Here is a 23,770-nt window from a genome sequence, read left to right as displayed (position 1 = left end):
CAGGCCGGCACAGAGAAGGGGCCCGGCACCGGAAGGCATCGGTGCCGGGCCCTTTCACAGAGCCTATATGAAAATGGTTTCCACGAGGTAGGGGTTACGCCGGAGACGCCTAGAGGGTGATGCCGGTGAGGACCAGCACACGCTCGTAGGTGTAGTCCTCCATGGCGAAGCGCACGCCCTCGCGGCCCACACCGGACTGCTTGACGCCGCCGTACGGCATCTGGTCGGCGCGGTAGGACGGCACGTCGCCGATGACGACGCCGCCGACCTCCAGGGCCCGGTGAGCCCGGAAGGCGGTCTGCAGATCGTGGGTGAACACGCCCGCCTGGAGGCCGTACTTGGAGTCGTTGACGGCGGCGAAGGCCGCGGCCTCACCGTCCGCCCTCTGCACCGTGAGGACCGGCCCGAAGACCTCCTCGCAGGAGAGCGTGACATCGGCCGGGACCTCGGCCAGGACGGTCGGCGCGTACGAGGCGCCGTCGCGCTTGCCGCCGGTGAGCAGCCGCGCCCCGGCGTCCACGGCCTCCTGGACCCACGTCTCGACGCGCCGGGCGGCGTCCTCGCTGACCAGCGGGCCGACGTCGGTCTTGTCGTCGCTCGGGTCGCCGGTGACCTGGGCCTCGACGGCGGCGACGATGCGCGGCAGCAGCCGGTCGTACACCGAGGCGTCGGCGATGACCCGCTGCACGGAGATGCAGGACTGGCCGCCCTGGTAGTTGGAGAAGGTGGCGATGCGGTTCGCCGCCCATTCGAGGTCCTCGTCGCTCGCCCAGTCGGCGAGGACGACGGCCGCGCCGTTGCCGCCCAGCTCCAGGGTGCAGTGCTTGCGCGGCACCGAGTCCATGATCGCGTAGCCGACCTTCTCGGAGCCGGTGAAGGAGATCACGGGCAGGCGCTCGTCCTGCACGAGGGCGGGCATCTTGTCGTTGGCGACCGGCAGGATGCTCCAGGAGCCCGCCGGCAGCTCGGTCTCGGCCAGCAGCTCGCCGATGATCAGGCCGGACAGCGGGGTCGCCGGGGCCGGCTTCAGGATGATCGGGGCGCCGGCGGCGATGGCCGGGGCGACCTTGTGGGCGCAGAGGTTCAGCGGGAAGTTGAAGGGCGCGATGCCGAGCACCACACCCTTCGGGAAGCGGCGGGTGAGGGCGAGCCGGCCCTGGCCGCCGAGGTCGGTGTCGAGACGCTGGGCCTCGCCGCCGTTGAACCGCCGGGCCTCCTCGGCCGCGAACCGGAACACCGACACGGCCCGTCCGACCTCGCCGCGCGCCCACTTCAGGGGCTTGCCGTTCTCGGCGGAGATCAGCCGCGCGATCTCCTCGGTGCGCTCGACGAGGCGCTTGCTGACGTGGTCGAGGGCGGCGGCCCGGACATGGGCCGGGGTGGCGGCGAACTCGTCCAGAACGGCGTGCGCGGCGGCCACGGCCTCCTCGACCTGCGCGTCCGTCGGCACGCTCACCTTGCCGACGAGCCGCCCGTCCCACGGGGACGTGACGTCGAAGGTGTCCTCGCCGGTGGCCTGGCGGCCGGCGAGCCAGAAGGCGTGGGTGGAGGTCATAGGGGTTCCGGCCCTTCGGCGTTGGGGGTGATCCTGAGCTACGGGATCAACGGTAGGCGCGAGGTGACCGAAGGGCGTTTGTCCGAGCCGTAGCAGTGAGGGACGCGGACACTACGGTTTGGCTACTCGGTGCCGACCGCCTTCAAAGCCAGCCACAGCTCCATCCGGACGTCCGGGTCGTCCAGGGACCGGCCGAGGATCTCCTCGACCCGGCGCATGCGGTAGCGCAGGGTGTGCCGGTGGACGCCGAGGTCGGCCGCCGCCGCGTCCCACTGGCCGTGCTTGGACAGCCAGGCACGCAGGGAGGCGACCAGGTCACCCCGGCCGGTGGCGTCGTGCTCGTACAGCGGCCGCAGCATGCCGTCGGCGAAGGCCCGCACCGCGTCGTCCGCCAGCAGCGGCAGCACCGATCCGGCGGCCATCCGCTCGTGCTCCACGAGGACGCGCCCGCGCCGCCGCGCCACCGACAGCGCCTGCTCGGCCTGCTTGTAGGCGGCGGACGCGGCGATGGGCCCGGCCGGTGCCGACAGGCCGACGACCAGTTCGTCCTCCTCGCCGCCCGGCACCTTCTCGTGTATGCCGGCGCGGGCCGTCTCCAGGGCGGTCGCGTACTCCCCGCAGGCCGCCGCGGCGGCACCGCCGTCCGCGGCCAGGACCACCAGCCGCTCCCCCTCCGGCACCACCAGCACGGCCTCGCCGGCGCGGGCCGCCGCGGACTCCACGACGTCCGCGAGCGCCGCGAGGGGATCCCCGCCCGCGTCGGCCGCGGCCAGCGCGGCGGCCGAGGGCCGGTCCACGGCCGGGGCGCCCTTGTGGGCCTCGGCACGGGCCAGCGCGGCCGACGCCGACACCGGCACCCGCTCCGCGACCAGCATCCGGAACGGCGCGTCCAGCAGCTCGCCGTACAGGTCCCCGGCGACCGCACGGGCGTGATCCGGCTCCCCGGCCAGCAGCATGCGCAGCACCGCCGAACCGACCCGCTGCTCGGCCGCCTGGAGGGAGCGGGAGCGTTCCGTGGTCAGGGTCAGCAGCGCGATGGCCGAGTGGACGGCGTAGCGCTCGGCGGTACCCGGGGCGGCGGCCGTGCCGACGGCGAGGGCCGCCCGGGGACGCCGGCCGGTGCCGAGGGTGTGCAGCTCGACCCGGTCCTCGTTCTCCGGCCCGCCGACCACCGACGAGGCGGGCGCGGGGCGGTCCCGCAGCTTCTGCACGTCACCGGTGAGCCGTGCGGCACGCCGCACCGCCCATTCCGGGGCCGTGGCGACGACCGCTCCGGAGGCGTCGTACAGCGCCGCCCATCCGTCGACCTGTGCGGCCAGCGCGGCCAGCACCCCCTCGGGGCCGCCGGTCTGGGCCTGCCGGGTCAGCTCGCGCTGGGCGGCGAACCCTGCGGTGACGGCCCGGTACTGGTCGGCGGCGATCGCGGCGGACACGGCCTTGCTGATGGCGAGGAACGGCGTGCGGCGCGGCACCTCCAGCAGCGGCAGGCCCTCCTCCTCGGCCGCCTCGACGAGCGCCTCGGGGACCTCCTCGTAGTTGACGCCGACGGCGAAGCCGAGCCCGGCCACTTTGGCCCCGGTCAGCCGCCGGACGTAGCGGCGCATGGCCTCCGGGTCCTCGGCGTCCAGCTTGAGCGCGGTGATCAGCAGCAGTTCCCCGCCCTCCATGTAGGGCACGGGGTCGGCGAGCTCGCTGGGGTGCGCCCAACGGACCGGCACGTCGAGGCGGTCCTGCCCCGCCCGCACGGTCAGCTTCAGCGCGGAGTGGTGGACGAGCGAGGCGAGCGTCGGGGGCATGAGGCCTTCTGCGTCAGGGCTGTGTGATCGCTGTGGTCTTTTGGCCGCCGCGTATGAACGACCTGTGACGATTCTGCCTCACCGTACGGTCCCCGCGTACCCGCACGGGCAGGTCAGCCCCGCAGATCGACCAGCAGCGGTGGCGCGTGCTCGCCCTTGACGTCGGTCAGCGACAGCACCGCGTGCCCGGCTGGCACGGCGTGCGCCAGCTCGGAGGCGGACCAGCGCTCCCGCTCGACCTGCCGCACGGTCACCGCCCGCGCGGTCGGGGCCTTGCCGGTGATCACCCGGCGCAGCATGTGCACGGCCTTGCCCGCCGGGGTCTCGGCGATGATCTGCCGGTCCGTGACGTCGCGGGCCTCGGTCCACTCCTTGCCCCACACCTCGGCGAAGTCCTGCCCGTCCCACGGCGTGAGCCCCGCCAGCGCCATCCGGCAGCCGGTCGCCCCGAGCAGCGGCCCGCGCAGCGGCCGGGCCACGTCGTCCAGGGTCCGCAGGGTGAGCACGACCCCGGCGTTGCCGGACCGCAGCCGCTGGATGCCGCGCACCGCCTCGGGCGTCACCACTCCCGTGGCGTCGTCCAGCAGCAGGCAGGCGAACAGCGACCGGTCCTCGCGTACGGCGACGCTCGCCGTGAACTGCGCGAGCACCAGCCGTGCGAGCATCCGGGAGGCGTCGGCGTGACCGCGCTGGGGCAGGTCGATGCGCACCCGCACCGGATGGTCGAGGGCCTTGAGCGTGAAGGGCCGGGACTGCCCGGAGGTGTCGAAGAACCCGGCGAAGGCGGGCCGGTCGAGCAGCGCGACGCGATCGCCGAGCGCCCCGCCGACGTCCCCGGGCTGCCCCATCTGCCGCTCCCGGGCGTCGAGCTCGCGCAGCAGCGACTCCTGCCCGGCCTCCCGGAGCCCCTGCCGCAGCGCGGCGAACGGCCCGGGCGTGCCGTCGAGCAACTGCCGCAGCTCCGGTACGGAGGGGAAGCGCCCGTGCACGGCCCGGAACGGCCCGAGCAGCTGGGCGAGGACCGTGGTGGAGCGCCGGCTGTCGCTGCCGGGATGCGGGTCGGCGAGATCCCCGACGAGTGCCTCGGCGAGCACGGCCGCGGCCTCGTCCGGGTCGGTGGTGCCGCCGTACAGATCGAGGTCGTACTCGGACTCCTGGTTCCCGATCCGCACGACCACGTCGTACGCGTCGGCCGGCCCGAGTCCCGCCCCGGCCGCCCCGACGACGACCACGGCGGCCCGTCCGGCGAGGGCGTGCAGGCACAGCGACTCGGCGAGGGGCCGGACGACCGTCCCGGTCTTGCCGGACCCGGCGGGGCCGACGGCCACGAGGGAGGTGCCGAGCAGGTCGGGCCCGAGGGCGAGACCGGTGCCGCGGTAGCTGTAGGGGTTGCGGGCGTCGTCCACCGTGGTCCCGAGCCGTACCTGGCCGGTGACGAGATCGTGCCGGGCGAGCCGGGCGGGCAGGTCGCGCTCGCCGGAGGGGTGCAGGCACGCGGCGGCGCCGTCCTTGAGCACGGCGCCGCTGAAGGTGGCGAGGCTGTGCCGTCCGGTGCGCACGCCCTGCCAGGCGCGCATGATCCGGGCGTGGTCGACGTCCCGCATCAGCCCGGACCGGGCCTCGGCGGCGAGGCGCTGGGCGGCGTCGACGGCCCCGGCCGCGCGCAGCTCGTTCCACTGGGCCGGGTCGTCCTCGGGGTCCGTCCGGGCCTCCTGGGCCTGCGGCCGGCGGAAGCGGGGGGTGACGAAGCGGCGCCACAGCTCGCCCCAGCGGCCGAGCCGGGCCGCCCCGACCATGATCGCCAGCGCGACGAGCAGCTCGTACCCCTGGTAGACGACGAACGTCCCGGTCTCACCGAGGTCGCTGTCGCCGCCCCGCCAGGCGTCGGGGACGATCAGGTCGAACGGCACCCACCACCAGGTGCCGAGGTAGCCGTTCTGCAGCAGCGACCAGATCAGCCACCCCACGAGGAAGGCGATCAGCGCCCCGCTCAGCAGCTGGCGGGTGGGGATCTCCTCGGGTTCCTCCGCCGGCCGCGGCCGGTGCCCGAACCGCCACACGCCCGGCGCGGCGTCGGGCCGCGGCGTGCGCAGCCAGGTGAGGAAGGCCGACCCGTCCGGCAGCGGCGGTGTCGCCGGTGCCCTCGGCGGCCGGGGAGGCATCGCCGGCACCTGTGGAGGCCCCGCCGGACGCGGCACGGGACTCGCATGCGTACCCCGCGGGTCCTGCGTCCCGTCGCTGTCCATCGCCCTTGCCCCCTGACCAGCCGCTGAGTCCACCATCAGCGAGCCAATCTAACGCCCTCCCCTGGGGAGTTCACCGCTTACACGGCCGGGTCGTGGGCACCGGTCCACGAGACTGCCATGTCCACCCCGGACAAGGCGCTGCGCCGACAACGCCCACATGGAGCATGCCCACCCCCCTTCCCCCGCCCTAGCCTGCGAGAAAAGAAGCCGAGCGTCTGTCAGAGACCATCCGCACCACCCCAGGAGCCCCGCATGACCGCACTTCCGCAGGAGCGCCGCGTCGTCACCGCCATTCCCGGTCCGAAGTCGCAGGAGCTGCAGGCCCGCCGTACCGCCGCGGTCGCGCAGGGCGTGGGGTCCGTGCTGCCCGTGTTCACGGCGCGCGCGGGCGGCGGGATCATCGAGGACGTCGACGGCAACCGGCTGATCGACTTCGGGTCGGGCATCGCCGTGACGTCCGTGGGCGCCTCCGCCGAGGCCGTCGTACGGCGGGCGTCGGCGCAGCTGGCCGACTTCACCCACACCTGTTTCATGGTCACGCCGTACGAGGGGTACGTCGAGGTCGCCGAGGCGCTCGCCGAGCTGACGCCCGGTGACCACGCCAAGAAGAGCGCCCTGTTCAACTCCGGCGCCGAGGCCGTCGAGAACGCCGTGAAGATCGCGCGGGCGTACACCAAGCGGCAGGCCGTCGTGGTGTTCGACCACGGCTACCACGGGCGCACCAACCTGACGATGGCGCTGACCGCGAAGAACATGCCGTACAAGCACGGCTTCGGTCCGTTCGCGCCCGAGGTGTACCGCGTGCCGGTGGCGTACGGCTACCGCTGGCCGACCGGGCCCGAGAACGCCGGCCCCGAGGCCGCCGCGCAGGCCATCGACCAGATCAGCAAGCAGGTCGGCGCGGAGAACGTCGCCGCGATCATCATCGAGCCGGTGCTCGGCGAGGGCGGCTTCATCGAGCCGGCCAAGGGCTTCCTGCCGGCGATCAGCCGGTTCGCGAAGGATCACGGCATCGTCTTCGTCGCCGACGAGATCCAGTCCGGCTTCTGCCGCACGGGCCAGTGGTTCGCGTGTGAGGACGAGGGCATCGTCCCGGACCTCATCACCACGGCCAAGGGCATCGCCGGCGGTCTGCCGCTCGCGGCCGTCACCGGGCGCGCCGAGATCATGGACGCCGCGCACGCCGGCGGCCTGGGCGGCACCTACGGCGGCAACCCGGTCGCCTGCGCCGGCGCGCTCGGCTCCATCGAGACGATGAAGGAGCTCGACCTCAACGCCAAGGCGAAGAACATCGAGACGGTCATGAAGGCCCGCCTCGGCGCCATGGCGGAGAAGTTCGAGATCATCGGCGACGTCCGCGGCCGCGGCGCGATGATCGCCATCGAGCTGGTCAAGGACCGCGCCACGAAGGAGCCCGCCCCGGAGGCGACCGCCGCGCTCGCCAAGGCCTGCCACGCCGAGGGCCTGCTGGTCCTGACCTGTGGCACCTACGGCAACGTGCTCCGCTTCCTGCCCCCGCTGGTGATCGGCGAGGACCTGCTGAACGAGGGCCTCGACATCATCGAGCAGGCGTTCTCCCGCATCTGAGCCGTCGGCGCGCGCATCTGAGCCACCGTCCGGGCAGGTGAGCCGCCCCGGTTCCGCTATCGGGGCGGTGAGCGGCAGGGCGTGTGAAGAAGGTGTGCGAGGTGGATGACAGGCGCCCCCGCGGACTGTCCTGCGCCCTGCCCCTGTCGTAGGTTCTACCCAGATGAGAGACACACCCCCACCCACAGGGGACTGTGGGTGACATCAGGCCGGGGCCTCCCCAGCTTCGACCTGGTCGTGCCCTCGCGCACACAACCGGAGCCTGAGGCTCTGGATCTCCTCACCGATCGGACAGTCGCCCGCCCCAAACCCCCCGGGGCGCGCGACGTTCCGGTCCGGACGGCCGCCCCGGAATCACCCCCCCTGTTCCGGGGCGGCCGACCTCCATTTCCGCCCCCCTCGGTGTGACGCCGCCTGATCCGTGGTCGGTGCGGCTTCTGCGCGGCCGGTGCCGGCTCCCGGCCGGTGGATCCCCCGCGGGCGGTGGCCGGCTGGTTCGGGTGGTCGTTGGCCGGGGCGGCGAGTGGGCGGGTGCGCTCGTGCCAAGCTGTGCCCCATGCCGATCACCGCGAACCAGGAACGCGCCGCCCTCCCCGGCTCCATCGCCCTCCTGCTCGCCCTTCCGGCTCTCCTGTTCGCCCTGATCACCTGGCAGGTCGCCGCCGACGGCCCGCTCGTCCGGCTCGACGAGCGCCTGAGCCGTCTCCTCGTGAACCCGGACCGCTGCTCCGAACTCCTCGCCGATCTGGGCAACGTCCAGGTCGCGGTCCCGTTGCTCGCCGTCGCGCTCGGGTGCGTCGCCGCAGGCGACCGGCGCGCCGGCACGGGCCGCTGGTGGCTGCCCGTCGCCGCCGCGGCCCTGCTCATGGCCCTGGTCCCGGCGCTGGTCGTCCCGCTGAAGGAGCTCATGGCCCGCCCGGGCACCCCGGCCGAACCGCCCGGCACCGGCTACTACCCCTCGGGCCACACCGCCACGGCCGCCGTCGCCTACGGCTCCGCGACCCTGCTGCTGCTTCCCCGGCTCGGCACGGACCTCGCCCGGCGCGCGCTGATCGCCCTGTGCGCCGCGCTGGTCCTCGGCACGAGCTACGGCCTGGTCCGCCGCGGCTACCACTGGCCCCTCGACGTGGTGGCCGGCTGGTGTCTGGGGGCGGTGCTGCTGTCGTCGCTGTGGCTGTTCCTCCGGCGGACGACGCCGGCGGATCAACCGCGGCGGTAGGGCGCTAACCGTCGCTCCCCGTCGCCAGACCCGCCGCCGCCTCGTGCATCGCCAGTTCCAGCAGGGCCGGGTCCGTCAGCATGCCCGAGCCGTCCGGGGGGACCAGCCAGCGCACGCCGCCGGGTGAGGAGCGGCCCGGGTGCGGCACGACGATCCACGTGCCGGAGCCCGCCGTGCGGATGCCGGTGCCCAGCCAGCGGGCCGCGGTGCCCGGCGGCACGAAGAACCCCATGCGGGCGTCGCCGAAGTCGACGAGCACGGGGCCCGGCCGGTCGAGGACGCGGGTGAGCACGTCGAGCGTGGCGTAACCGAGTTCGCCGGGCAGGATGAGCACGTCCCAGGCGCTGCCGGCCGGCAGCAGCGCGACTCCGAGCGGGTTGCGCTCCCATTCCCAGCGGCAGACTCCGGGATCGGGTGCGACGGATGCGAGCCACTCGACCGCCGTCTTCGCACCGGTCATCGGAAAGACCCCCTTCATACGCGCGGATCCCACGGACGCGCGGGGCGTCCGGAGGCCATCACGAGGGAGAAGGGGGTGCCCCCCGGTCATTACGCGGATTCCGGCACCTCGTTGGAGTGAACCGGATCACACCCGGTCGTTCAGCTGTCGAATCCCAGCCCCAGCCGGTCCATCGTGCGCAGCCAGAGGTTACGGCGGCCTCCCTGGGCGTCGGCGCGGGCCAGCGACCACTTGGTGAGGGCGATGCCCGTCCAGGCGAACGGCTCCGGCGGGAAGGGCAGGGGCTTCTTGCGGACCATTTCCAGCTCCGTGCGTTCCGTGCGCTCCCCCGCCAGCAGGTCCAGCATCACCTCGGCGCCGAAGCGGGTGGCGCCGACCCCGAGGCCGGTGTACCCGGCCGCGTAGGCCACCTTGCCCTGGTGGGCGGTGCCGAAGAACGCCGAGAAGCGGGAGCAGGTGTCGATCGCGCCGCCCCACGCGTGGCTGAAGCGGACGCCCTCCAGCTGCGGGAAGCAGGTGAAGAAGTGCCCGGCCAGCTTGGCGTAGGTCTCGGGGCGGTCGTCGTACTCGGCGCGGACGCGGCCGCCGTAGGGGTAGATCGCGTCGTAGCCGCCCCACAGGACGCGGTTGTCGGCGGACAGGCGGAAGTAGTGGAACTGGTTGGCGCTGTCACCGAGCCCTTGGCGGTTCTTCCAGCCGATCGAGTCGAGTTGCTCGGCGGTCAGCGGCTCGGTCATCAGGGCGTAGTCGTAGACCGGGACGGTGTACGAGCGGACCCGGCGGACCAGGTTCGGGAAGATGTTGGTGCCGAGGGCGACCCGACGGGCGCGGATCCCGCCGTAGGGGGTGCGTACGGCCATGCCGGGACCGTACGGCTTCAGGGTCAGGGCGGGGGTGTGCTCGTAGACCCGCACGCCCAGCTCCACGCACGCCCGCTTCAGGCCCCAGGCGAGCTTCGCCGGGTTCAGCATGGCGACGCCCCTGCGGTCCCACAGGCCCGCCTGGAAGGTGGGCGAGTTCACCTGTTCCCGTACGGCGTCGGCGTCCAGGTACTCGACGCCCTCCGCCAGGCCTCGGCGGGACGTCTCCTCGTGCCACTGGCGCAGTTCCCGCGCCTGGTAGGGCTCGGTGGCGACGTCGATCTCGCCGGTGCGTTCGAAGTCGCAGTCGAGGGAGTGCCGGGCGACCGCCGCCTCGATGGCGTCGAGGTTGCGGGCGCCCAGTTCCTGGAGCCGGTGGATCTCGTCGGGCCAGCGGGTGAGGCCGTTGGGCAGGCCGTGGGTGAGGGAGGCGGCGCAGAATCCGCCGTTGCGGCCGGAGGCGGCCCAGCCCACCTCGCGGCCCTCCACCAGCACCACGTCCCGCTGCGGTTCGCGTTCCTTGGCGATCAGCGCCGTCCACAGCCCGCTGTAGCCACCCCCGACGACCAGCAGGTCGCAGGTCTCCGAGGTGGTGAGGGCGGGTTCGGGGCGGGGCCGGCCGGGGTCGTCCAGCCAGTACGGGACCGGCTGAGCGTCGGAAAGCGAACGGGTCCACTGATTCATGGCGCTCGGGGCCATGATGTCAACTCCCTACGGTTATGCCTTGTGCCTGTTGCGGCGGTTTCCGGCGATCATGGAAACCAGGACGAACAGTACGGCGACCACGAACATGGTCGTTCCGATGACATTGATCTGGACGGGCGTTCCACGCTGCGCCGAGCCCCAGACGAACATGGGGAACGTGACGGTCGAGCCGGCGTTGAAATTCGTGATGATGAAGTCGTCGAAGGAGAGCGCGAAGGCGAGCAGGGCGCCCGCCGCGATTCCGGGTGCCGCGATGGGCAGTGTGACCCGGACGAAGGTCTGGAACGGGCCCGCGTACAGGTCCCGTGCCGCCTCCTCCAGTTTCGGGTCCATCGACATCACGCGTGCTTTGACGGCCGTGACCACGAAACTCAGGCAGAACATGATGTGGGCGATGAGGATCGTCCAGAAGCCGAGCTGGGCGCCCATGTTGAGGAACAGGGTGAGCAGCGAGGCGGCCATGACGACCTCGGGCATCGCCATCGGCAGGAAGATCAGCGAGTTCACGGCGCCCCGGGCGCGGAACCGGTAGCGGACCAGGGCGAAGGCGATCAGGGTGCCGAGGAGCGTGGCGCCGAGCGTCGCCCAGAGCGCGATCTGGAGGCTGAGGGACAGCGAGTCGCACAGTCCCGAGACGCCGCACGGGTCCTTCCAGGCGTCCAGTGAGAACTGCTGCCATGCGTAATTGAAGCGCCCCTTCGGTTTGTTGAAGGAGAACACCGTCACGACGACGTTCGGCAGGAGCAGATAGCCGAGGGTCAGCAGTCCCGCCAGGACGACGAGATTTCTCTTGAGCCAGTTGACGAAGGGCATTTAGACCAGATCCTCCGTCCCGGACCTGCGGATGTAGAGGGTGACCATGAGCAGGATGGCCGCCATGAGGATGAAGGAGAGCGCCGCGGCCGTCGGATAGTCGAGCACTCTCAGGAACTGCGTCTGGATGACGTTGCCGACCATGCGGGTGTCGGTGGAGCCGAGGAGATCGGCGTTCACGTAGTCACCGGCCGCCGGGATGAAGGTCAGCAGCGTGCCGGAGACGACACCCGGCATCGACAGCGGGAAGGTCACCTTGCGGAAGGTCGTCGAGGGGCGGGCGTACAGGTCCCCGGCGGCCTCGTGGAGCCGGCCGTCGATGCGCTCCAGCGAGGTGTACAGCGGCAGGATCATGAACGGCAGGAAGTTGTACGTCAGGCCGCACACCACCGCGAGCGGCGTGGCCAGGACGCGGTCGCCCGCGGTCATGCCGAGCCAGTTGGTGACGTCCAGGACGTGCAGGGTGTTGAGCGCGCCGACGACCGGGCCGCCGTCGGCGAGGATCGTCTTCCAGGCCAGGGTGCGGATCAGGAAGCTGGTGAAGAAGGGCGCGATCACCAGAATCATGATCAGGTTCTTCCAGCGGCCCGCGCGGAAGGCGATCAGATACGCCAGCGGGTAGCCGAGCAGCAGGCACAGGATCGTCGCCGTGCCCGCGTAGAGCACCGAGCGGACGAACTGCGGCCAGTACGCGGTCAGCGCGTCCCAGTAGGTGGCGAAGTGCCAGGTGACCTCGTAGCCCTGCTCCAGGGAGCCCGTCTGCACGGACGTGGAGGCCTGGTAGATCATCGGCAGTGCGAAGAAGACGACCAGCCAGAGGATGCCGGGCAGCAGCAGCCAGTACGGCGTCCAGCGCCCCCTGCGCTTTCGGGGCTTCGGTTCGGGTGCTCGGGGCGCGAGCGGCGGTGGCGCCTCGGTGAGTGTGCTCATCAGGCCGCCTCTTCCACTCCGGCGTCGGCGTCCTGGGCGGCGTCCAGACCGAAGGTGTGGGCCGGGTTCCAGTGCAGGACCACCTCGGCGCCGGGCACCAGGCGGGGGTCGCGGTCGATGTTCTGGGCGTACACCCCGAAGTCGGAGCAGACCGGGCTGTCGACGACGTACTGCGTGGAGACGCCGATGAAGCTGGAGTCGGCGATCCTTCCGGTGATGCGGTTGCGGCCCTCGGGAATCTCGCCGGCGTCGTTCGCGTGGGTGAGGGAGATCTTCTCCGGGCGGACACCGACCAGCACCCTGCCGCCGGTCGTCGTGGAGGCGGAACAGCGCGCCTCGGGCAGGACGAGCTTGCCGCCGCCCGCCTTCAGCACGATCTCGTCACCGCTCTTGGAGTCGACCTCGGCCTCGATGAAGTTGGAGGTGCCGAGGAAGTTGGCGACGAACGTGGTGCGCGGGTTCTCGTAGAGGTCGGTCGGCGCGCCCAGCTGCTCGACGCGGCCCGCGTTCATCACGGCGACCGTGTCGGCCATGGTCATGGCCTCCTCCTGGTCGTGCGTGACATGCACGAAGGTGATGCCGACCTCGGTCTGGATGCGCTTGAGCTCCAGCTGCATCTGGCGGCGCAGCTTGAGGTCCAGGGCGCCGAGCGGTTCGTCGAGGAGCAGCACCTTGGGGTGGTTGATCAGGGCGCGGGCCACCGCGACGCGCTGCTGCTGGCCGCCGGAGAGCTGGTGCGGCTTCTTGCGGGCCTGCTCGCCGAGCTGGACCAGGTCGAGCATCTCCTCGACCTGCTTCTTCACCGACTTCCATCCGCGCCGGCGCAGGCCGAAGGCGACGTTTTCGAAGATGTCCAGGTGCGGGAAGAGGGCGTACGACTGGAAGACCGTGTTCACCGGCCGTTTGTACGGCGGCAGCGCGGTCACGTCCTGGTCCCCGAGGAACACCGTGCCGGCGGAGGGCTCCTCCAGGCCGGCGATCATGCGCAGGGTGGTGGTCTTGCCGCAGCCGGAGGCGCCGAGCAGGGCGAAGAAGGAGCCCTGTGGCACGGTCAGGTCGAGCGGGTGCACGGCGGTGAAGGCGCCGTAGGTCTTGGTTATGCCCGTGAGGCGGACGTCGCCGCTGGGGTCCGTCTTGTTCGTCATGGTGGTCACGCCCCCGTCAGCTTCGCGAACTTCGCTTCGAACTCGGTCTCTTCCTTCGAGCTCAGCGAGCGGAAGGCATGGGACTTGGCGGCCATGGCCTTGTCGGGAATGATCAGCGGGTTGTTCGCCGCGTCCTCGTCGATCTTCGCGAGTTCGGCCTTCACACCGTCGACGGGGCACACGTAGTTGATGTACGCGGCGAGTTCGGCGGCGGTCCTCGGCTCGTAGTAGAAGTCGATGAGCCGCTCGGCGTTGGTCTTGTGCCGGGCCTTGTTGGGGATCAGCAGGTTGTCGGTCGACGTCACGTAGCCGCTGTCGGGGATGAGGAAGTCGATGTCGGGGCTGTCCGCCTTGAGCTGCACGACGTCCCCGGCCCAGGCGACACAGGCCGCGAAGTCGCCGCTGGTCAGGTCCGAGGTGTAGTCGTTGCCGGTGAAGCGGCGGATCTGGCCCTTGTCGACGGCCTTCTGGAGGCGGGCGATGGCCGCGTCGTAGTCGTCGGCGGTGAAGTCGGCCGGGTCCTTGCCCATGTCGAGCAGCGTCATGCCGATGCTGTCGCGCATCTCCGACAGGAAGCCGACCCGGCCCTTGAGCTTGGGGTTGTCGAGCAGGTCGGATATGGACGTCACCTCGACGCCGTCGAGGGCCTTCTTGTTGTACGCGATGACCGTGGAGATGCCCTGCCAGACGTACGAGTAGGCGCGGCCCGGGTCCCAGTCGGGGCTGCGGAACTGGGCCGACAGGTTGGCGTAGGCGTGCGGCAGGTTGCTCGGGTCGAGCTTCTGCACCCAGCCGAGGCGGATGAGGCGGGCGGCCAGCCAGTCGGTGAGGACGATCAGGTCGCGGCCGGTGTCCTGGCCTGCGGCGAGCTGCGGCTTGATCTTGCCGAAGAACTCGTTGTTGTCGTTGATGTCCTCGGTGTACTTGACCTTGACGCCGGTGCGCTTCGTGAACTGCTCCAGCGTCGGGTGGTGCTTGCCGCTGTCGTCGACGTCCATGTATTCGGTCCAGTTGGAGAAGCTCACCGTCTTCTCCTTGGCCGAGTGGTCCTGCGCCGAGACGCCGCCCTGCGACTGACCTGCTGCCGGGATGCCGCAGGCGCTCAGCGTCCCGAGTCCGCCGGCTGCGAGCGCCCCGCCCGCGGAGGCGCGCAGCAGCGACCGCCGGGTGAGGGCGGCCCTGCCGTTCCTGAAACTGCGCCGCACGGCGGCCACTTGGGCCGCGGACAGGCGGTCGGGCTCGTACTGCTCCATGCGCGTGGTGCCCTTTCGGAGGGTGGACGGCCGTTGGTCAGGCGGCCTGCATACGGCTAGCGATCCCCGAACACGGTGCGGTGCCAGTCCTTGGCGGCCACCGCGGTGTTGTCGAACATGACGTGCTTGATCTGGGTGTACTCCTCGAAGGAGTACGCGGACATGTCCTTGCCGTAGCCGGAGGACTTGTAGCCGCCGTGCGGCATCTCGCTGATGATCGGGATGTGGTCGTTGATCCAGACGCAGCCGGCCCTGATCTCCCGGGTGGCCCGGTTCGCGCGGTACACGTCCCGGCTCCAGGCGGAGGCCGCCAGCCCGTACGGGGTGTCGTTGGCGAGCGCGATGCCCTCGTCGTCGGTGTCGAACGGCAGCACGGTCAGGACCGGTCCGAAGATCTCCGACTGGACGACCTCGCTGTCCTGGGCCGCGTCGGCGATCAGGGTGGGCCGGTAGTAGGCGCCCTTGGCGAGCTCCCCCTCGGGGGCCTCGCCGCCGGTCACCACGCGCGCGTAGGCACGCGCCCGGTCCACGAAGCCGGCGACCCGGTCCCGCTGCGCGTGCGAGATCAGCGGGCCGAGGTCGGTGCCGGCGGCGAAGGGGTCGCCGAGCCGGACCGTCTCCATCAGCGCCGCCGTCCGCTCCACGAAGGCCTCGTACAGCGGCCGCTGCACGTACGCGCGCGTGGCGGCCGTGCAGTCCTGCCCGGTGTTGATGAGGGAGCCCGCGACCGCGCCGTGGGCGGCGGCCTCCAAGTCGGCGTCGTCGAAGACCACGAAGGGTGCCTTGCCGCCGAGCTCCAGGTGGAGGCGCTTGACGGTGGCGGTGGCGACCTCGGCGACACGCTTGCCGACGGCGGTGGATCCGGTGAAGGAGGTCATGGCCACGTCGGGGTGGCCGACGAGGTGTTCCCCGGCCTCCTTGCCGGTGCCGGTGACGATGTTGATCACCCCGTCCGGGATCCCGGCGTCGGTGGCAGCCTGGGCGAAGAGCAGCGAGGTCAGCGGGGTGAGCTCGGCGGGCTTCAGGACGATGGTGTTGCCCGCGGCGATCGCCGGGAGGATCTTCCAGGCGGCCATCTGGAGGGGGTAGTTCCAGGGCGCGATCGACCCGACGACCCCGATGGGCTCGCGCCGGACGTACGAGGTGTGGTCGCCGGAGTACTCACCGGCGGACTGCCCCTGCAGGTGCCGTGCGGCACCGGCGAAGAAGGCGGTGTTGTCGATGGTCCCGGGGACGTCGAACTCACGGGTCAGCTTGAGCGGCTTGCCGCACTGGAGCGACTCGGCGCGGGCGAAGTCCTCCGCCCGGTCGGCGAGGATCGCGGCGAACCGGTGCAGGGCGTCGGACCGCTCGCCGGGTGTCGCTCCCGCCCAGCCGGGGAAGGCCGCGCGGGCGGCGGCGACGGCCCGGTCGACGTCGGCCGTGCCCGCCAGCTCGTAGGTGAGGACCTCCTCGCCCGACGCCGGGTCGACGACCGCGTGCGTGCGGCCGGAGGTGCCCTTGGCCGGACGGCCCGCGATGTACTGCGCGCCCTCCGCGAAGCGTTCCTCGGCCGGAAATCGGTCCGGGGTGGCAATGCCCGGGTTGTGCATGTGGCTCTCCTCCGTGTCCCCTGATGGGGCCGGCGTGGCTCAGGCTCGATTTGAGTGCCGATCCTGACAGAGGTATGCCACTCCAACAAGTGATTCCGTTGTTGATTTTTGGTTACGCGACGGAATCTGTCGACCAGGTGTCGAGTCCGCCGCGAAAAGGCAGGACGCTGTGTCAGTGGTGCGTGCCACACTCGCGTGCGTGGAGAGGATCACGGGGGCGGTCGGCTCGCAGGAGGCCCTGATCAGGGCGGTCCGCGCGGGGGCCAAGGTGAAGTATCTGCACTTCTGGGGTCACCGGCCGCGGCCGGACGGCCGGATCGGGGCGAGCTGTCTGAGCCAGTGGTGGCCGGCGCCGTTCACGGTCGACGGCGTGGCGTACGCGACGGCCGAGCACTGGATGATGGCCGCCAAGGCCCGGCTCTTCGAGGACGCGGCGGCGGAGCGTGCCGTGCTGGCCGCGGCGCATCCCGCCGAGGCGAAGAAGGCCGGGCGGCTGGTGCGCGGCTTCGACGAGGCGACCTGGCGGCGGGAGCGCTTCGGGATCGTCGTGGAGGGCAGCGTCCACAAATTCGGCGCGCATCCGGAGCTCCAGGGATATCTGCTGGGCACGGGCGATCGGGTCCTGGTGGAGGCGAGCCCGGTGGACCGGGTGTGGGGCATCGGACTGGCCGCGGACGACGAGGCGGCGACCGATCCGCAGCGGTGGCGGGGGCCCAACCTGCTGGGGTTCGCGCTGATGGAGGCGCGGGAGCGGCTGCGGGCGACGAGAGCATGAGTGAGGGGCCGGTCCCGGGACCGGCCCCTCACTCATGCTCGGCAGCTCCTGTCAGGCAGCCGCGCCGAGTCCGCCCATGATGCCGGCGAACAGCAGGAAGCCCAGCAGCGGCAGGATCACGGTGGCGATGATGCCGCAGACCAGGCCGGCCGTCGCCGCGCCCTTGTTCGTCGCCTCACCGCGGGTGGCCTTGCCGCGGCCGATGGCGCCGAAGATGATCGCGAGGATGCCCAGGATCACGCCGAAGAACCACAGCAGGAAGGTCAGGCTGCACACCACACCGATGATGCCCAGCACCAGTCCCGTGGTTCCCATGCCGTTGCTCGGCTGCGCGGTCATCCCGTAGCCGGGCGCCTGCGGGTAGCCCACGGGCGGCGCCGCCGGGTAGCCGGGGCTGCCCTGGGGGTAGCCGTAGCCCGGGCCGGGCTGCTGCTGCTGCTGCGGATAGCCGTATCCCGGGGCCGGCTGCTGCGGCGGCTGGGCCGGCGGGCCGAAACCCCCCGGGGGCGGATTGGTGTTGGACATGACGCTCTCCCCTCCGTTGTCAGACCAGGGCATCGTAGTGGCCGACCAGGCCGCCAAGAGCCCTTGTTTCAGCGGTGGGACGGAGCGGTGGCCACCGGGCCGAGGGTCCCGTAGTACGGGTCGTCGTCGGGGTCGTCGCTGTTGATCGCGGCCGTGATGCCGACGGCGATCAGGACGATGACGGTGATGCCGAGGATGATCCCGATGATGCCCATGATCAGACCGGCCTGGGCCTGACCGTGGTTGGTGGCCACCCCGGCCTCGGCGCGCTTGCGGCCCTTGATGCCGAAGACCACGGCGAGGATGCCGGTGACCAGGGAGACCACGCCGTAGAGGCAGAACAGGGCGCAGGAGATGATGCCGAGCACCATCGCGGCGACGCCCATGCCGTTCTGAGGGGCCATGGGCATGCCGGGCCAGCCGTAGCCGGACTGGGGATAACCGGGGTAGCCGTAGCCGCCGGGCGCTCCCGGGCCGGTGGGAGCCACGGGCGGGGGCGGGACGGCACCGGTGCCGGTACCGGACGGGTCGTACTGCGGCGTGCCGGTGGGCGGGGTGAACCCCGGCATGGAGGTGACCGTGGCCTGGTCGTGCACGGACGGTGGCTGCGGAGCCGGGTTCTTGTCGAGCGAGGGCTTGCTCTCCGGTGGCGCCCACGGGTCGTGGCTGCCGCCGTCTGGCTGCGTCGCGTCCGTCATCGTGCATCCCCCCTGGGTCGATCGTGTCGCCATGCTACGGGGCCGTGCGCCGCGGGCCACAGGGCGGGTGCGGCGGCCGGGCGTGCCCCGGCCCGTCACGGATCGCCAGGTCCCGCGCCCCCGGGAAGCGGCGCCGCCCCACCGCATACGATGAATCCGAGTCATCGATCAGCCGATCACCCGCGCCCGCCCGCCCTGCGCCGGCCGGAGCGCCGTTCCGGGGAGGAACCTTGGCCCAGCATCTCGTCGATCCCCACGCCTCGCGCGACCTGTCGGCGTTCATCGCCGGACTGCCCAAGTCGGAACTGCATGTGCACCACGTGGGCTCCGCCTCCCCCCGGATCGTCTCCGAACTGGCCGCGCGGCACCCCGACTCCAAGGTGCCGACCGACCCCGAGGCGCTGGCCGACTACTTCACGTTCACCGACTTCGCCCACTTCATCGACGTGTACCTGTCGGTCGTCGACCTGATCCGCACCCCGGAGGACGTCCGGCTGCTGACGTACGAGGTGGCCCGGGACATGGCCCGCCAGCAGGTGCGGTACGCCGAGCTGACCATCACCCCCTTCTCGTCCACCCGGCGCGGCATCGACGAGCGCGCCTTCATGGACGCGATCGAGGACGCCCGCAAGGCCGCCGAGGCCGACTTCGGGACCGTGCTGCGCTGGTGCTTCGACATTCCCGGCGAGGCGGGCCTGGAGGCCGCCGAGGAGACGACCCGGCTGGCTACCGACGACCGGCTGCGCCCCGAGGGCCTCGTCTCCTTCGGCCTCGGCGGGCCGGAGGTCGGCGTGGAACGCCCGCAGTTCAAGCCGTACTTCGACCGGGCGATCGCCGCCGGGCTGCACTCCGTACCGCACGCCGGCGAGACGACCGGCCCGCAGACGGTGTGGGACGCGCTGACCCACCTGCGGGCCGAGCGCATCGGCCACGGCACCAGCTCCGCGCAGGACCCGGAGCTGCTCGCGCATCTCGCCGAGCACCGCATCCCGCTGGAGGTGTGCCCGACTTCGAACATCGCCACCCGCGCGGTGCGCACCCTCGACGAGCACCCGATCAGGGAGTTCGTGCGGGCCGGGGTCGTCGTCACCGTCAACTCCGACGACCCGCCGATGTTCGGCACCGACCTGGACAACGAGTACGCGGTCGCCGCCCGGCTGCTGGACCTCGACGAGCGCGGCCTGGCCGAGCTGGCGAAGAACGCCGTCGAGGCGTCCTTCCTGGACGCGCCCGGCAGGGCCCGGATCACGGACGAGATCGACTCGTACACCGCGCAGTGGCTCTCCCGGTGACGCACGCCCCGATCGCCGTGGCTCACCGGGGCGACCCCTACCGCGTCCGCGAGAACACCGTCGCCTCGCTGCGTTCCGCGCTGCGCCGGGGCGCGGACGCGGTGGAGATCGACGTACGGCTCACCCGGGACGGCGTGCCGGTGCTGCTGCACGACGCGACGCTGAAGCGGCTCTGGGAGCACGAGCGGCCGGTGCGCGCCCTGTCCTCGCAGGAGGTGCGCGGGCTGACCGGCGGCGGGGTGCCCACTCTGGCCGAGGCACTGGCCGCGACCGACGGGCACCGGGTGATGATCGACCTGCCCGGCTCGCCCGATGTGCGGGCGGTGCGCCGGATCATGGGTGTCGTGGCGGAGGCCGGTGCGGCGGACCGCGTCTACTACTGCGCGGGCGCCGACGCCATGCTCGCCGTGCGCGCGGCGGATCCGGCCGCCGAGATCGCCCTCACCTGGACGACACTGGCCCCGCCCCGGCCGGTCCTGCTGGAGGCGATCCGCCCGCGCTGGCTCAACTACCGCTTCTCGCTGGTGGACCGCCCCCTCGCCGAGCGTGTGCACCGCGACGGCCACCTGCTGTCCGTCTGGACCCCCGACACACGCCGCTCCATGCGACGGCTGCTTCAGGCGGGCGTGGACTCGATCACGACGAACCGCGTCGACGTGCTGTGCGCTACACGCGCGAGCGCTGCGGCACCGTCGCCGGATCGGCCGGCGTCGCGCGCGTGACGTACTGCGGCACCGGCGCGCTGTCCGTGCCGGTGTCACGGACGAGGCCGTAGCGCAGGGCGCCCTGGCCGGGCCCTTCGTTGACGTCCTTGTCCACGGCCTGCCGGCTCGACGGGAAGACGGTGATGCCGTAGTCGCAGCCGCGTTCGTTCTGGGTGAGCGTGACGGTGCCGTCGAGGTAGAAGTACTCGTTCTGCCACATCTGCTGGGTGCCGGGCGGGAGAACGGCGTAGCCGATGCCGGGGCCGCCCATGCCGGTGGCGTAGCCGTTCGGGGCGCCGGGCAGAGGATCGTCCATCCGGCGCCAGCCGCCGGACGCCACGTGGAACAGTTTGCCCTTCAGGCCGGTCCAGGAGGGCATGACCAGCGCGCCGGGCCGGGACTTGGGTGAGATCTGCCAGCGGACCAGGACGTAGCCCCGGCCGGTGAGGGTCACGCTGTCCCCGCGGTGCTGCATGACCGCCTTCGGACCGCCGGTGCTGGTGAGGCCGGACTCGGGGCGACGCGGCAGGGCGGCGGGCCGGGTGTCCGGATCGGGGGCGCGGTCGACGGCGTCGACGACGGTGCCGTACGGGTCGGCCGTCTTCGTCGCCGACGGCGACGACCTGGGGGTCGGAGCGGGCGGTGCGGCGGATCGCGGCGGTGCGGAGGGGGCCGAAGCGGTGGGGGTGGCGGCGGCCCGGGGCGGCGGGGCGTCCGGCGGCTGGGTGACGACGTAGGCGCCGCCCGCGACGATCGTCGCGCCCGCCGTCATCGCGACGGCCGGCTTGGTGAGCGCGCCGAGCAGCTTGGCGGACCAGCCCGCGGAGCCGGCGGCCGCGGCGGTCTTGCCGCCGAGAGCGAGCGACAGGGTGAAGCCGACGGGCAGCGGGACGAGGGCGATGCCCACCAGGAGGCGTTCGGCCGGGACGACGGACTCGCGGGTGTCGCCGCAGTAGCCACAGCCGCGGATGTGCCGGGCCAGCCGCTTGCGCCACACCGAGTCGGGCCGCCCGTGCCAGCGTCCGGTGAGCTCCCGCAGGCCGGGGCAGGCGCCGTCCAGGGCGCGGACGATGCCGCGCGAGGTCTCCAGGCGCTCCTTCATCCGCTGCACGCGCACGGCGGCGTGCTGCCGGGTGATGCCGACGGCGTCGGCCAGTTCGCGCCGGGTCAGTTCACCCGCGACCTCCAGCCACCACAGCGACAGCAGCTGCCGGTCCTCCTCGTCGAGCCAGCGCACCGCCTCGGCGACCTCACGCCGCTGCCCTTCCAACTGGAGTCGCAGCACGGTCAATTCGGCGAAGTCGGAGGCCACCGCCTCCTCCAGCCGGGCCGGGCTCCGCCGCCGGGCCCGGTCGCGGATCTGCCGCATGGCGATCGCCACCAGCCAGGACCGGAAGCTGTCCGGGTCGCGCAGGGAGCCGAGGTTTCCGACCGCGCGCAGCATCGTCTCCTGGACGACGTCGTCGACGTCGGCGTGCCCGTTCAGGGCGCGGCCCACGATGTTGTAGACCAGCGGCAGCCAGCCCGCGACCAGCTCGTCCAGCGCCCGCCGGTCCCCGGCCTGCGCCGCCCTGATGACGGCACGCAGGTGCTCACTGTCCACGGGGACCTCTCGCGGGCTGGGGTCGGTACGTCCGGCACGCACCCTCTCAGGCGGCGCGGGGGGCTTGGCTCTGTGCGGGATCACATGCGGGGAGACGGCGTGAAGGTTCTCGGGATAACAGTTTTTCTCATCCGCTGAGCACCGGGGTGACCACCGGCGCGGTCAGCGCCTCCAGCCGCTCGGTCCGCTGCCGTACGACGTACTGCGGGATCGCCCCGAACAACTGAAGGCCATGTCGATCACCGGCCGCCGGAAGGGGACCCGCGCAGCGGTCCGCGGATCAGGGCGAGCGGGACGGTGCCCACGCAGGCGATCATCCCGAACTCGACGACCCGGATGTCGCGGACCGGATCGCGGCAGGACCCGTAGCGGGCGACCGCGGTCACCCGGTGCGCGGACGAAGAACACCAGCCAGGCGCGCGGATGCGCTTCACCAGGATGGCTCTCTCGCTCATCGAGGCACTCCACGGCGGTATCGGGCATGTCGAAAGGTTGTACGCGCAGCGCGACGGCCCCGGGCGAAGCGGAAGCCCGCCCGGGGCCGTCGGCACGTCACCGCGTGACTACGCGTCCAGCGACGTCATCACGTGCTTGATCCGCGTGTAGTCCTCGAAGCCGTACCCCGACAGGTCCTTGCCGTAGCCGGACTTCTTGAAGCCGCCGTGCGGCATCTCGGCGACCAGCGGGATGTGCGTGTTGATCCACACGCAGCCGAAGTCGAGCTTCTTGGACATCCGCATGGCGCGGCCGTGGTCCTTGGTCCACACCGAGGAGGCCAGCGCGTACTCGACGCCGTTGGCCCACCGCACCGCCTGCTCCTCGTCGGAGAAGGACTGCACGGTGATGACCGGGCCGAAGACCTCGTTCTGGATGATCTCGTCGTCCTGCTTCAGGCCCGAGACCACGGTCGGCGCGTAGAAGTAGCCCTTGTCGCCGACCCGCTTGCCGCCGGCTTCCACGCGCGCGTGCGCGGGCAGCCGGTCGATGAAGCCCTCGACCTGCTTGAGCTGGTTGGGGTTGTTGAGCGGGCCGAACAGCACGTCCTCGTCATCCGGCTGCCCGGTCTTGGTCTCGGAGGCGGCCTTCGCGAGCGCGGAGACGAACTCGTCGTGGATGGACTCGTGGACGAGCACGCGCGTGGCGGCGGTGCAGTCCTGGCCGGCGTTGAAGTAGCCCGCCACCGAGATGTCCTCGACGGCCTTGGCGATGTCGGTGTCCTCGAAGACCAGGACCGGCGCCTTGCCGCCCAGCTCCAGGTGGACACGCTTGACGTCCTTGGCGGCGGACTCGGCGACCTGGATGCCGGCGCGCACGGAACCGGTGATGGAGGCCATCGCCGGGGTGTCGTGCTCGACCATCAGACGGCCGGTCTCGCGGTCGCCGCAGATGACGTTGAAGACGCCCTTGGGGACGATCGAGCCGATGATCTCGGCGATGAGGACCGTCGAGGCCGGGGTGGTGTCGGACGGCTTCAGGACGACGGTGTTGCCCGCCGCGATGGCCGGGGCGAACTTCCAGACGGCCATCATCATCGGGTAGTTCCACGGCGCGACCTGGGCGCAGACGCCGACCGGCTCGCGGCGCACGATGGAGGTCAGGCCCTCCATGTACTCACCGGCCGAGCGGCCCTCGAGCATCCGCGCCGCACCCGCGAAGAAGCGGATCTGGTCGACCATCGGCGGGATCTCCTCGGAGCGGGTCAGCCCGACCGGCTTGCCCGTGTTCTCCACCTCGGCCGCGATCAGTTCCTCGGCGCGCTCCTCGAAGGCGTCCGCGATCTTCAGCAGGGCCTTCTGACGCTCGGCGGGCGTGGTGTCGCGCCAGCCGGGAAAGGCCTCGGCGGCCGCCGCCATCGCGGCGTCCACGTCCGCCTGCCCGGACAGCGGAGCGGTCGCGTACGCCTCGCCCGTCGCGGGATTGACCACTTCGGTGGTCCGTCCGTCGGCGGCGTCCCGGAACTCACCGCCGATGTAGTTGCGCAAGCGACGCAGCTCGGTGCTCACTGCCGGCCC

The 23,770-nt window shown here is 71.9% G+C and carries 19 protein-coding genes and 2 pseudogenes; 6 read left to right on the top strand and 15 right to left on the bottom strand.

Translation table 11 applies throughout. The features are described 5' to 3' along the window. Nucleotides 1-109 precede the first annotated feature (109 nt). The 3 genes from ACIQHQ_RS30675 to ACIQHQ_RS30665 form a co-directional block, all read right to left on the bottom strand. Nucleotides 110-1,555 carry an aldehyde dehydrogenase family protein gene (locus tag ACIQHQ_RS30675; protein ID WP_402617934.1) on the bottom strand — a complete coding sequence of 482 codons (1,446 nt, stop codon included), beginning with the start codon at nucleotides 1,553-1,555 and terminating at the stop codon, nucleotides 110-112. A gap of 122 nt (nucleotides 1,556-1,677) precedes the next feature. Beyond that, nucleotides 1,678-3,351 carry a PucR family transcriptional regulator gene (locus ACIQHQ_RS30670; protein WP_402617931.1) on the bottom strand — a complete coding sequence of 558 codons (1,674 nt, stop codon included), beginning with the start codon at nucleotides 3,349-3,351 and terminating at the stop codon, nucleotides 1,678-1,680. A 113-nt stretch (nucleotides 3,352-3,464) separates the two neighbouring features. Then, nucleotides 3,465-5,597, bottom strand: a complete 2,133-nt coding sequence (locus ACIQHQ_RS30665) for an ATP-binding protein (protein WP_402617928.1) — start codon at nucleotides 5,595-5,597, stop codon at nucleotides 3,465-3,467. 252 nt (nucleotides 5,598-5,849) lie between these two features. Here ACIQHQ_RS30665 and gabT point away from each other — a divergent pair, with 252 nt between their 5' ends. From gabT to ACIQHQ_RS30650, 3 genes and pseudogenes are all read left to right on the top strand, one after another. Beyond that, complete coding sequence (gene gabT, locus ACIQHQ_RS30660; protein ID WP_402617926.1) at nucleotides 5,850-7,184, top strand: 4-aminobutyrate--2-oxoglutarate transaminase; 1,335 nt, start codon at nucleotides 5,850-5,852, stop codon at nucleotides 7,182-7,184. A gap of 194 nt (nucleotides 7,185-7,378) precedes the next feature. Further along, nucleotides 7,379-7,561 (top strand): annotated as a pseudogene (locus ACIQHQ_RS30655) (hypothetical protein); the annotation flags it as partial. Between the two features lie 179 nt (nucleotides 7,562-7,740). After that, entirely contained in the window at nucleotides 7,741-8,403 is a 663-nt protein-coding gene (locus ACIQHQ_RS30650) for a phosphatase PAP2 family protein (protein WP_402617923.1), read from the top strand. Nucleotides 8,404-8,407: 4 nt separating this feature from the next. On the opposite strand, the gene ACIQHQ_RS30645 is transcribed toward ACIQHQ_RS30650, so the two are convergent. The 7 genes from ACIQHQ_RS30645 to ACIQHQ_RS30615 all read right to left on the bottom strand — a co-directional run bounded on the left by ACIQHQ_RS30645 (nucleotide 8,408) and on the right by ACIQHQ_RS30615 (nucleotide 16,161). Further along, entirely contained in the window at nucleotides 8,408-8,863 is a 456-nt protein-coding gene (locus tag ACIQHQ_RS30645; protein ID WP_402617921.1) for a hypothetical protein, read from the bottom strand. A 140-nt stretch (nucleotides 8,864-9,003) separates the two neighbouring features. Next, the gene (locus ACIQHQ_RS30640) at nucleotides 9,004-10,422 is read right to left on the bottom strand and encodes an NAD(P)/FAD-dependent oxidoreductase (protein ID WP_402617918.1); all 1,419 of its coding nucleotides are present in this window, start codon (nucleotides 10,420-10,422) and stop codon (nucleotides 9,004-9,006) included. A gap of 18 nt (nucleotides 10,423-10,440) precedes the next feature. Beyond that, a complete protein-coding gene (locus tag ACIQHQ_RS30635) occupies nucleotides 10,441-11,241 on the bottom strand; it encodes an ABC transporter permease (RefSeq protein ID WP_402617915.1) in 801 nt (266 codons plus the stop codon). Continuing rightward, nucleotides 11,242-12,171 carry an ABC transporter permease gene (locus ACIQHQ_RS30630; protein ID WP_402617912.1) on the bottom strand — a complete coding sequence of 310 codons (930 nt, stop codon included), beginning with the start codon at nucleotides 12,169-12,171 and terminating at the stop codon, nucleotides 11,242-11,244. Further along, nucleotides 12,171-13,316, bottom strand: coding sequence for an ABC transporter ATP-binding protein (locus ACIQHQ_RS30625; protein ID WP_402618081.1), 1,146 nt, complete (start codon nucleotides 13,314-13,316; stop codon nucleotides 12,171-12,173). Before ACIQHQ_RS30625 ends, ACIQHQ_RS30630 begins: the two co-directional genes overlap by 1 nt. A 5-nt stretch (nucleotides 13,317-13,321) precedes the next feature. Continuing rightward, entirely contained in the window at nucleotides 13,322-14,569 is a 1,248-nt protein-coding gene (locus ACIQHQ_RS30620) for a spermidine/putrescine ABC transporter substrate-binding protein (RefSeq protein WP_402617910.1), read from the bottom strand. A 56-nt stretch (nucleotides 14,570-14,625) separates the two neighbouring features. Next, nucleotides 14,626-16,161, bottom strand: coding sequence for a gamma-aminobutyraldehyde dehydrogenase (locus tag ACIQHQ_RS30615; protein ID WP_402617908.1), 1,536 nt, complete (start codon nucleotides 16,159-16,161; stop codon nucleotides 14,626-14,628). A gap of 199 nt (nucleotides 16,162-16,360) precedes the next feature. On the opposite strand from ACIQHQ_RS30615, the gene ACIQHQ_RS30610 reads away from it, so the two are divergent. Continuing rightward, nucleotides 16,361-16,936 carry an NADAR family protein gene (locus tag ACIQHQ_RS30610; protein WP_402617906.1) on the top strand — a complete coding sequence of 192 codons (576 nt, stop codon included), beginning with the start codon at nucleotides 16,361-16,363 and terminating at the stop codon, nucleotides 16,934-16,936. Between the two features lie 51 nt (nucleotides 16,937-16,987). On the opposite strand, the gene ACIQHQ_RS30605 is transcribed toward ACIQHQ_RS30610, so the two are convergent. Both ACIQHQ_RS30605 and ACIQHQ_RS30600 read right to left on the bottom strand, forming a co-directional pair. Further along, nucleotides 16,988-17,461, bottom strand: coding sequence for a DUF4190 domain-containing protein (locus ACIQHQ_RS30605; RefSeq protein ID WP_402617904.1), 474 nt, complete (start codon nucleotides 17,459-17,461; stop codon nucleotides 16,988-16,990). A gap of 68 nt (nucleotides 17,462-17,529) precedes the next feature. Then, a complete protein-coding gene (locus ACIQHQ_RS30600) occupies nucleotides 17,530-18,159 on the bottom strand; it encodes a DUF4190 domain-containing protein (protein ID WP_402617901.1) in 630 nt (209 codons plus the stop codon). A 230-nt stretch (nucleotides 18,160-18,389) separates the two neighbouring features. Here ACIQHQ_RS30600 and ACIQHQ_RS30595 point away from each other — a divergent pair, with 230 nt between their 5' ends. Both ACIQHQ_RS30595 and ACIQHQ_RS30590 read left to right on the top strand, forming a co-directional pair. Then, nucleotides 18,390-19,451 carry an adenosine deaminase gene (locus tag ACIQHQ_RS30595; RefSeq protein WP_402617898.1) on the top strand — a complete coding sequence of 354 codons (1,062 nt, stop codon included), beginning with the start codon at nucleotides 18,390-18,392 and terminating at the stop codon, nucleotides 19,449-19,451. Next, a complete protein-coding gene (locus ACIQHQ_RS30590) occupies nucleotides 19,448-20,173 on the top strand; it encodes a glycerophosphodiester phosphodiesterase (protein ID WP_402617895.1) in 726 nt (241 codons plus the stop codon). The genes ACIQHQ_RS30595 and ACIQHQ_RS30590 overlap by 4 nt, the downstream gene beginning before the upstream one ends. Here ACIQHQ_RS30590 and ACIQHQ_RS30585 read toward each other — a convergent pair. From ACIQHQ_RS30585 to ACIQHQ_RS30575, 3 genes and pseudogenes are all read right to left on the bottom strand, one after another. Then, nucleotides 20,118-21,758, bottom strand: coding sequence for an RNA polymerase sigma factor (locus ACIQHQ_RS30585; protein ID WP_402617893.1), 1,641 nt, complete (start codon nucleotides 21,756-21,758; stop codon nucleotides 20,118-20,120). The two genes, ACIQHQ_RS30590 and ACIQHQ_RS30585, sit on opposite strands and share 56 nt — an antisense overlap. Before the next feature lie 127 nt (nucleotides 21,759-21,885). Then, nucleotides 21,886-22,153 (bottom strand): annotated as a pseudogene (locus tag ACIQHQ_RS30580) (hypothetical protein); the annotation flags it as partial. 168 nt (nucleotides 22,154-22,321) lie between these two features. After that, a complete protein-coding gene (locus tag ACIQHQ_RS30575; protein ID WP_402617891.1) occupies nucleotides 22,322-23,761 on the bottom strand; it encodes a gamma-aminobutyraldehyde dehydrogenase in 1,440 nt (479 codons plus the stop codon). Between the last annotated feature and the right edge of the window lie 9 nt (nucleotides 23,762-23,770).

This window comes from Streptomyces sp. NPDC092370, assembly GCF_044755265.1.
GTDB lineage: Bacteria > Actinomycetota > Actinomycetes > Streptomycetales > Streptomycetaceae > Streptomyces.
Note: the sequence above shows the minus strand (reverse complement) of the source record. Positions and strands in the feature narration are given on the sequence as shown.

Excerpts from the sequence above, each read along its gene's own strand:
- ACIQHQ_RS30675 (WP_402617934.1), bottom strand. The coding sequence starts at position 1,555 with ATGACCTCCACCCACGCCTTCTGGCTCGCCGGCCGCCAGGCCACCGGC.
- ACIQHQ_RS30670 (WP_402617931.1), bottom strand. The coding sequence starts at position 3,351 with ATGCCCCCGACGCTCGCCTCGCTCGTCCACCACTCCGCGCTGAAGCTG.
- ACIQHQ_RS30665 (WP_402617928.1), bottom strand. The coding sequence starts at position 5,597 with ATGGACAGCGACGGGACGCAGGACCCGCGGGGTACGCATGCGAGTCCC.
- gabT (WP_402617926.1), top strand. The coding sequence starts at position 5,850 with ATGACCGCACTTCCGCAGGAGCGCCGCGTCGTCACCGCCATTCCCGGT.
- ACIQHQ_RS30650 (WP_402617923.1), top strand. The coding sequence starts at position 7,741 with ATGCCGATCACCGCGAACCAGGAACGCGCCGCCCTCCCCGGCTCCATC.
- ACIQHQ_RS30645 (WP_402617921.1), bottom strand. The coding sequence starts at position 8,863 with ATGACCGGTGCGAAGACGGCGGTCGAGTGGCTCGCATCCGTCGCACCC.
- ACIQHQ_RS30640 (WP_402617918.1), bottom strand. The coding sequence starts at position 10,422 with ATGGCCCCGAGCGCCATGAATCAGTGGACCCGTTCGCTTTCCGACGCT.
- ACIQHQ_RS30635 (WP_402617915.1), bottom strand. The coding sequence starts at position 11,241 with ATGCCCTTCGTCAACTGGCTCAAGAGAAATCTCGTCGTCCTGGCGGGA.
- ACIQHQ_RS30630 (WP_402617912.1), bottom strand. The coding sequence starts at position 12,171 with ATGAGCACACTCACCGAGGCGCCACCGCCGCTCGCGCCCCGAGCACCC.
- ACIQHQ_RS30625 (WP_402618081.1), bottom strand. The coding sequence starts at position 13,316 with ATGACGAACAAGACGGACCCCAGCGGCGACGTCCGCCTCACGGGCATA.
- ACIQHQ_RS30620 (WP_402617910.1), bottom strand. The coding sequence starts at position 14,569 with ATGGAGCAGTACGAGCCCGACCGCCTGTCCGCGGCCCAAGTGGCCGCC.
- ACIQHQ_RS30615 (WP_402617908.1), bottom strand. The coding sequence starts at position 16,161 with ATGCACAACCCGGGCATTGCCACCCCGGACCGATTTCCGGCCGAGGAA.
- ACIQHQ_RS30605 (WP_402617904.1), bottom strand. The coding sequence starts at position 17,461 with ATGTCCAACACCAATCCGCCCCCGGGGGGTTTCGGCCCGCCGGCCCAG.
- ACIQHQ_RS30600 (WP_402617901.1), bottom strand. The coding sequence starts at position 18,159 with ATGACGGACGCGACGCAGCCAGACGGCGGCAGCCACGACCCGTGGGCG.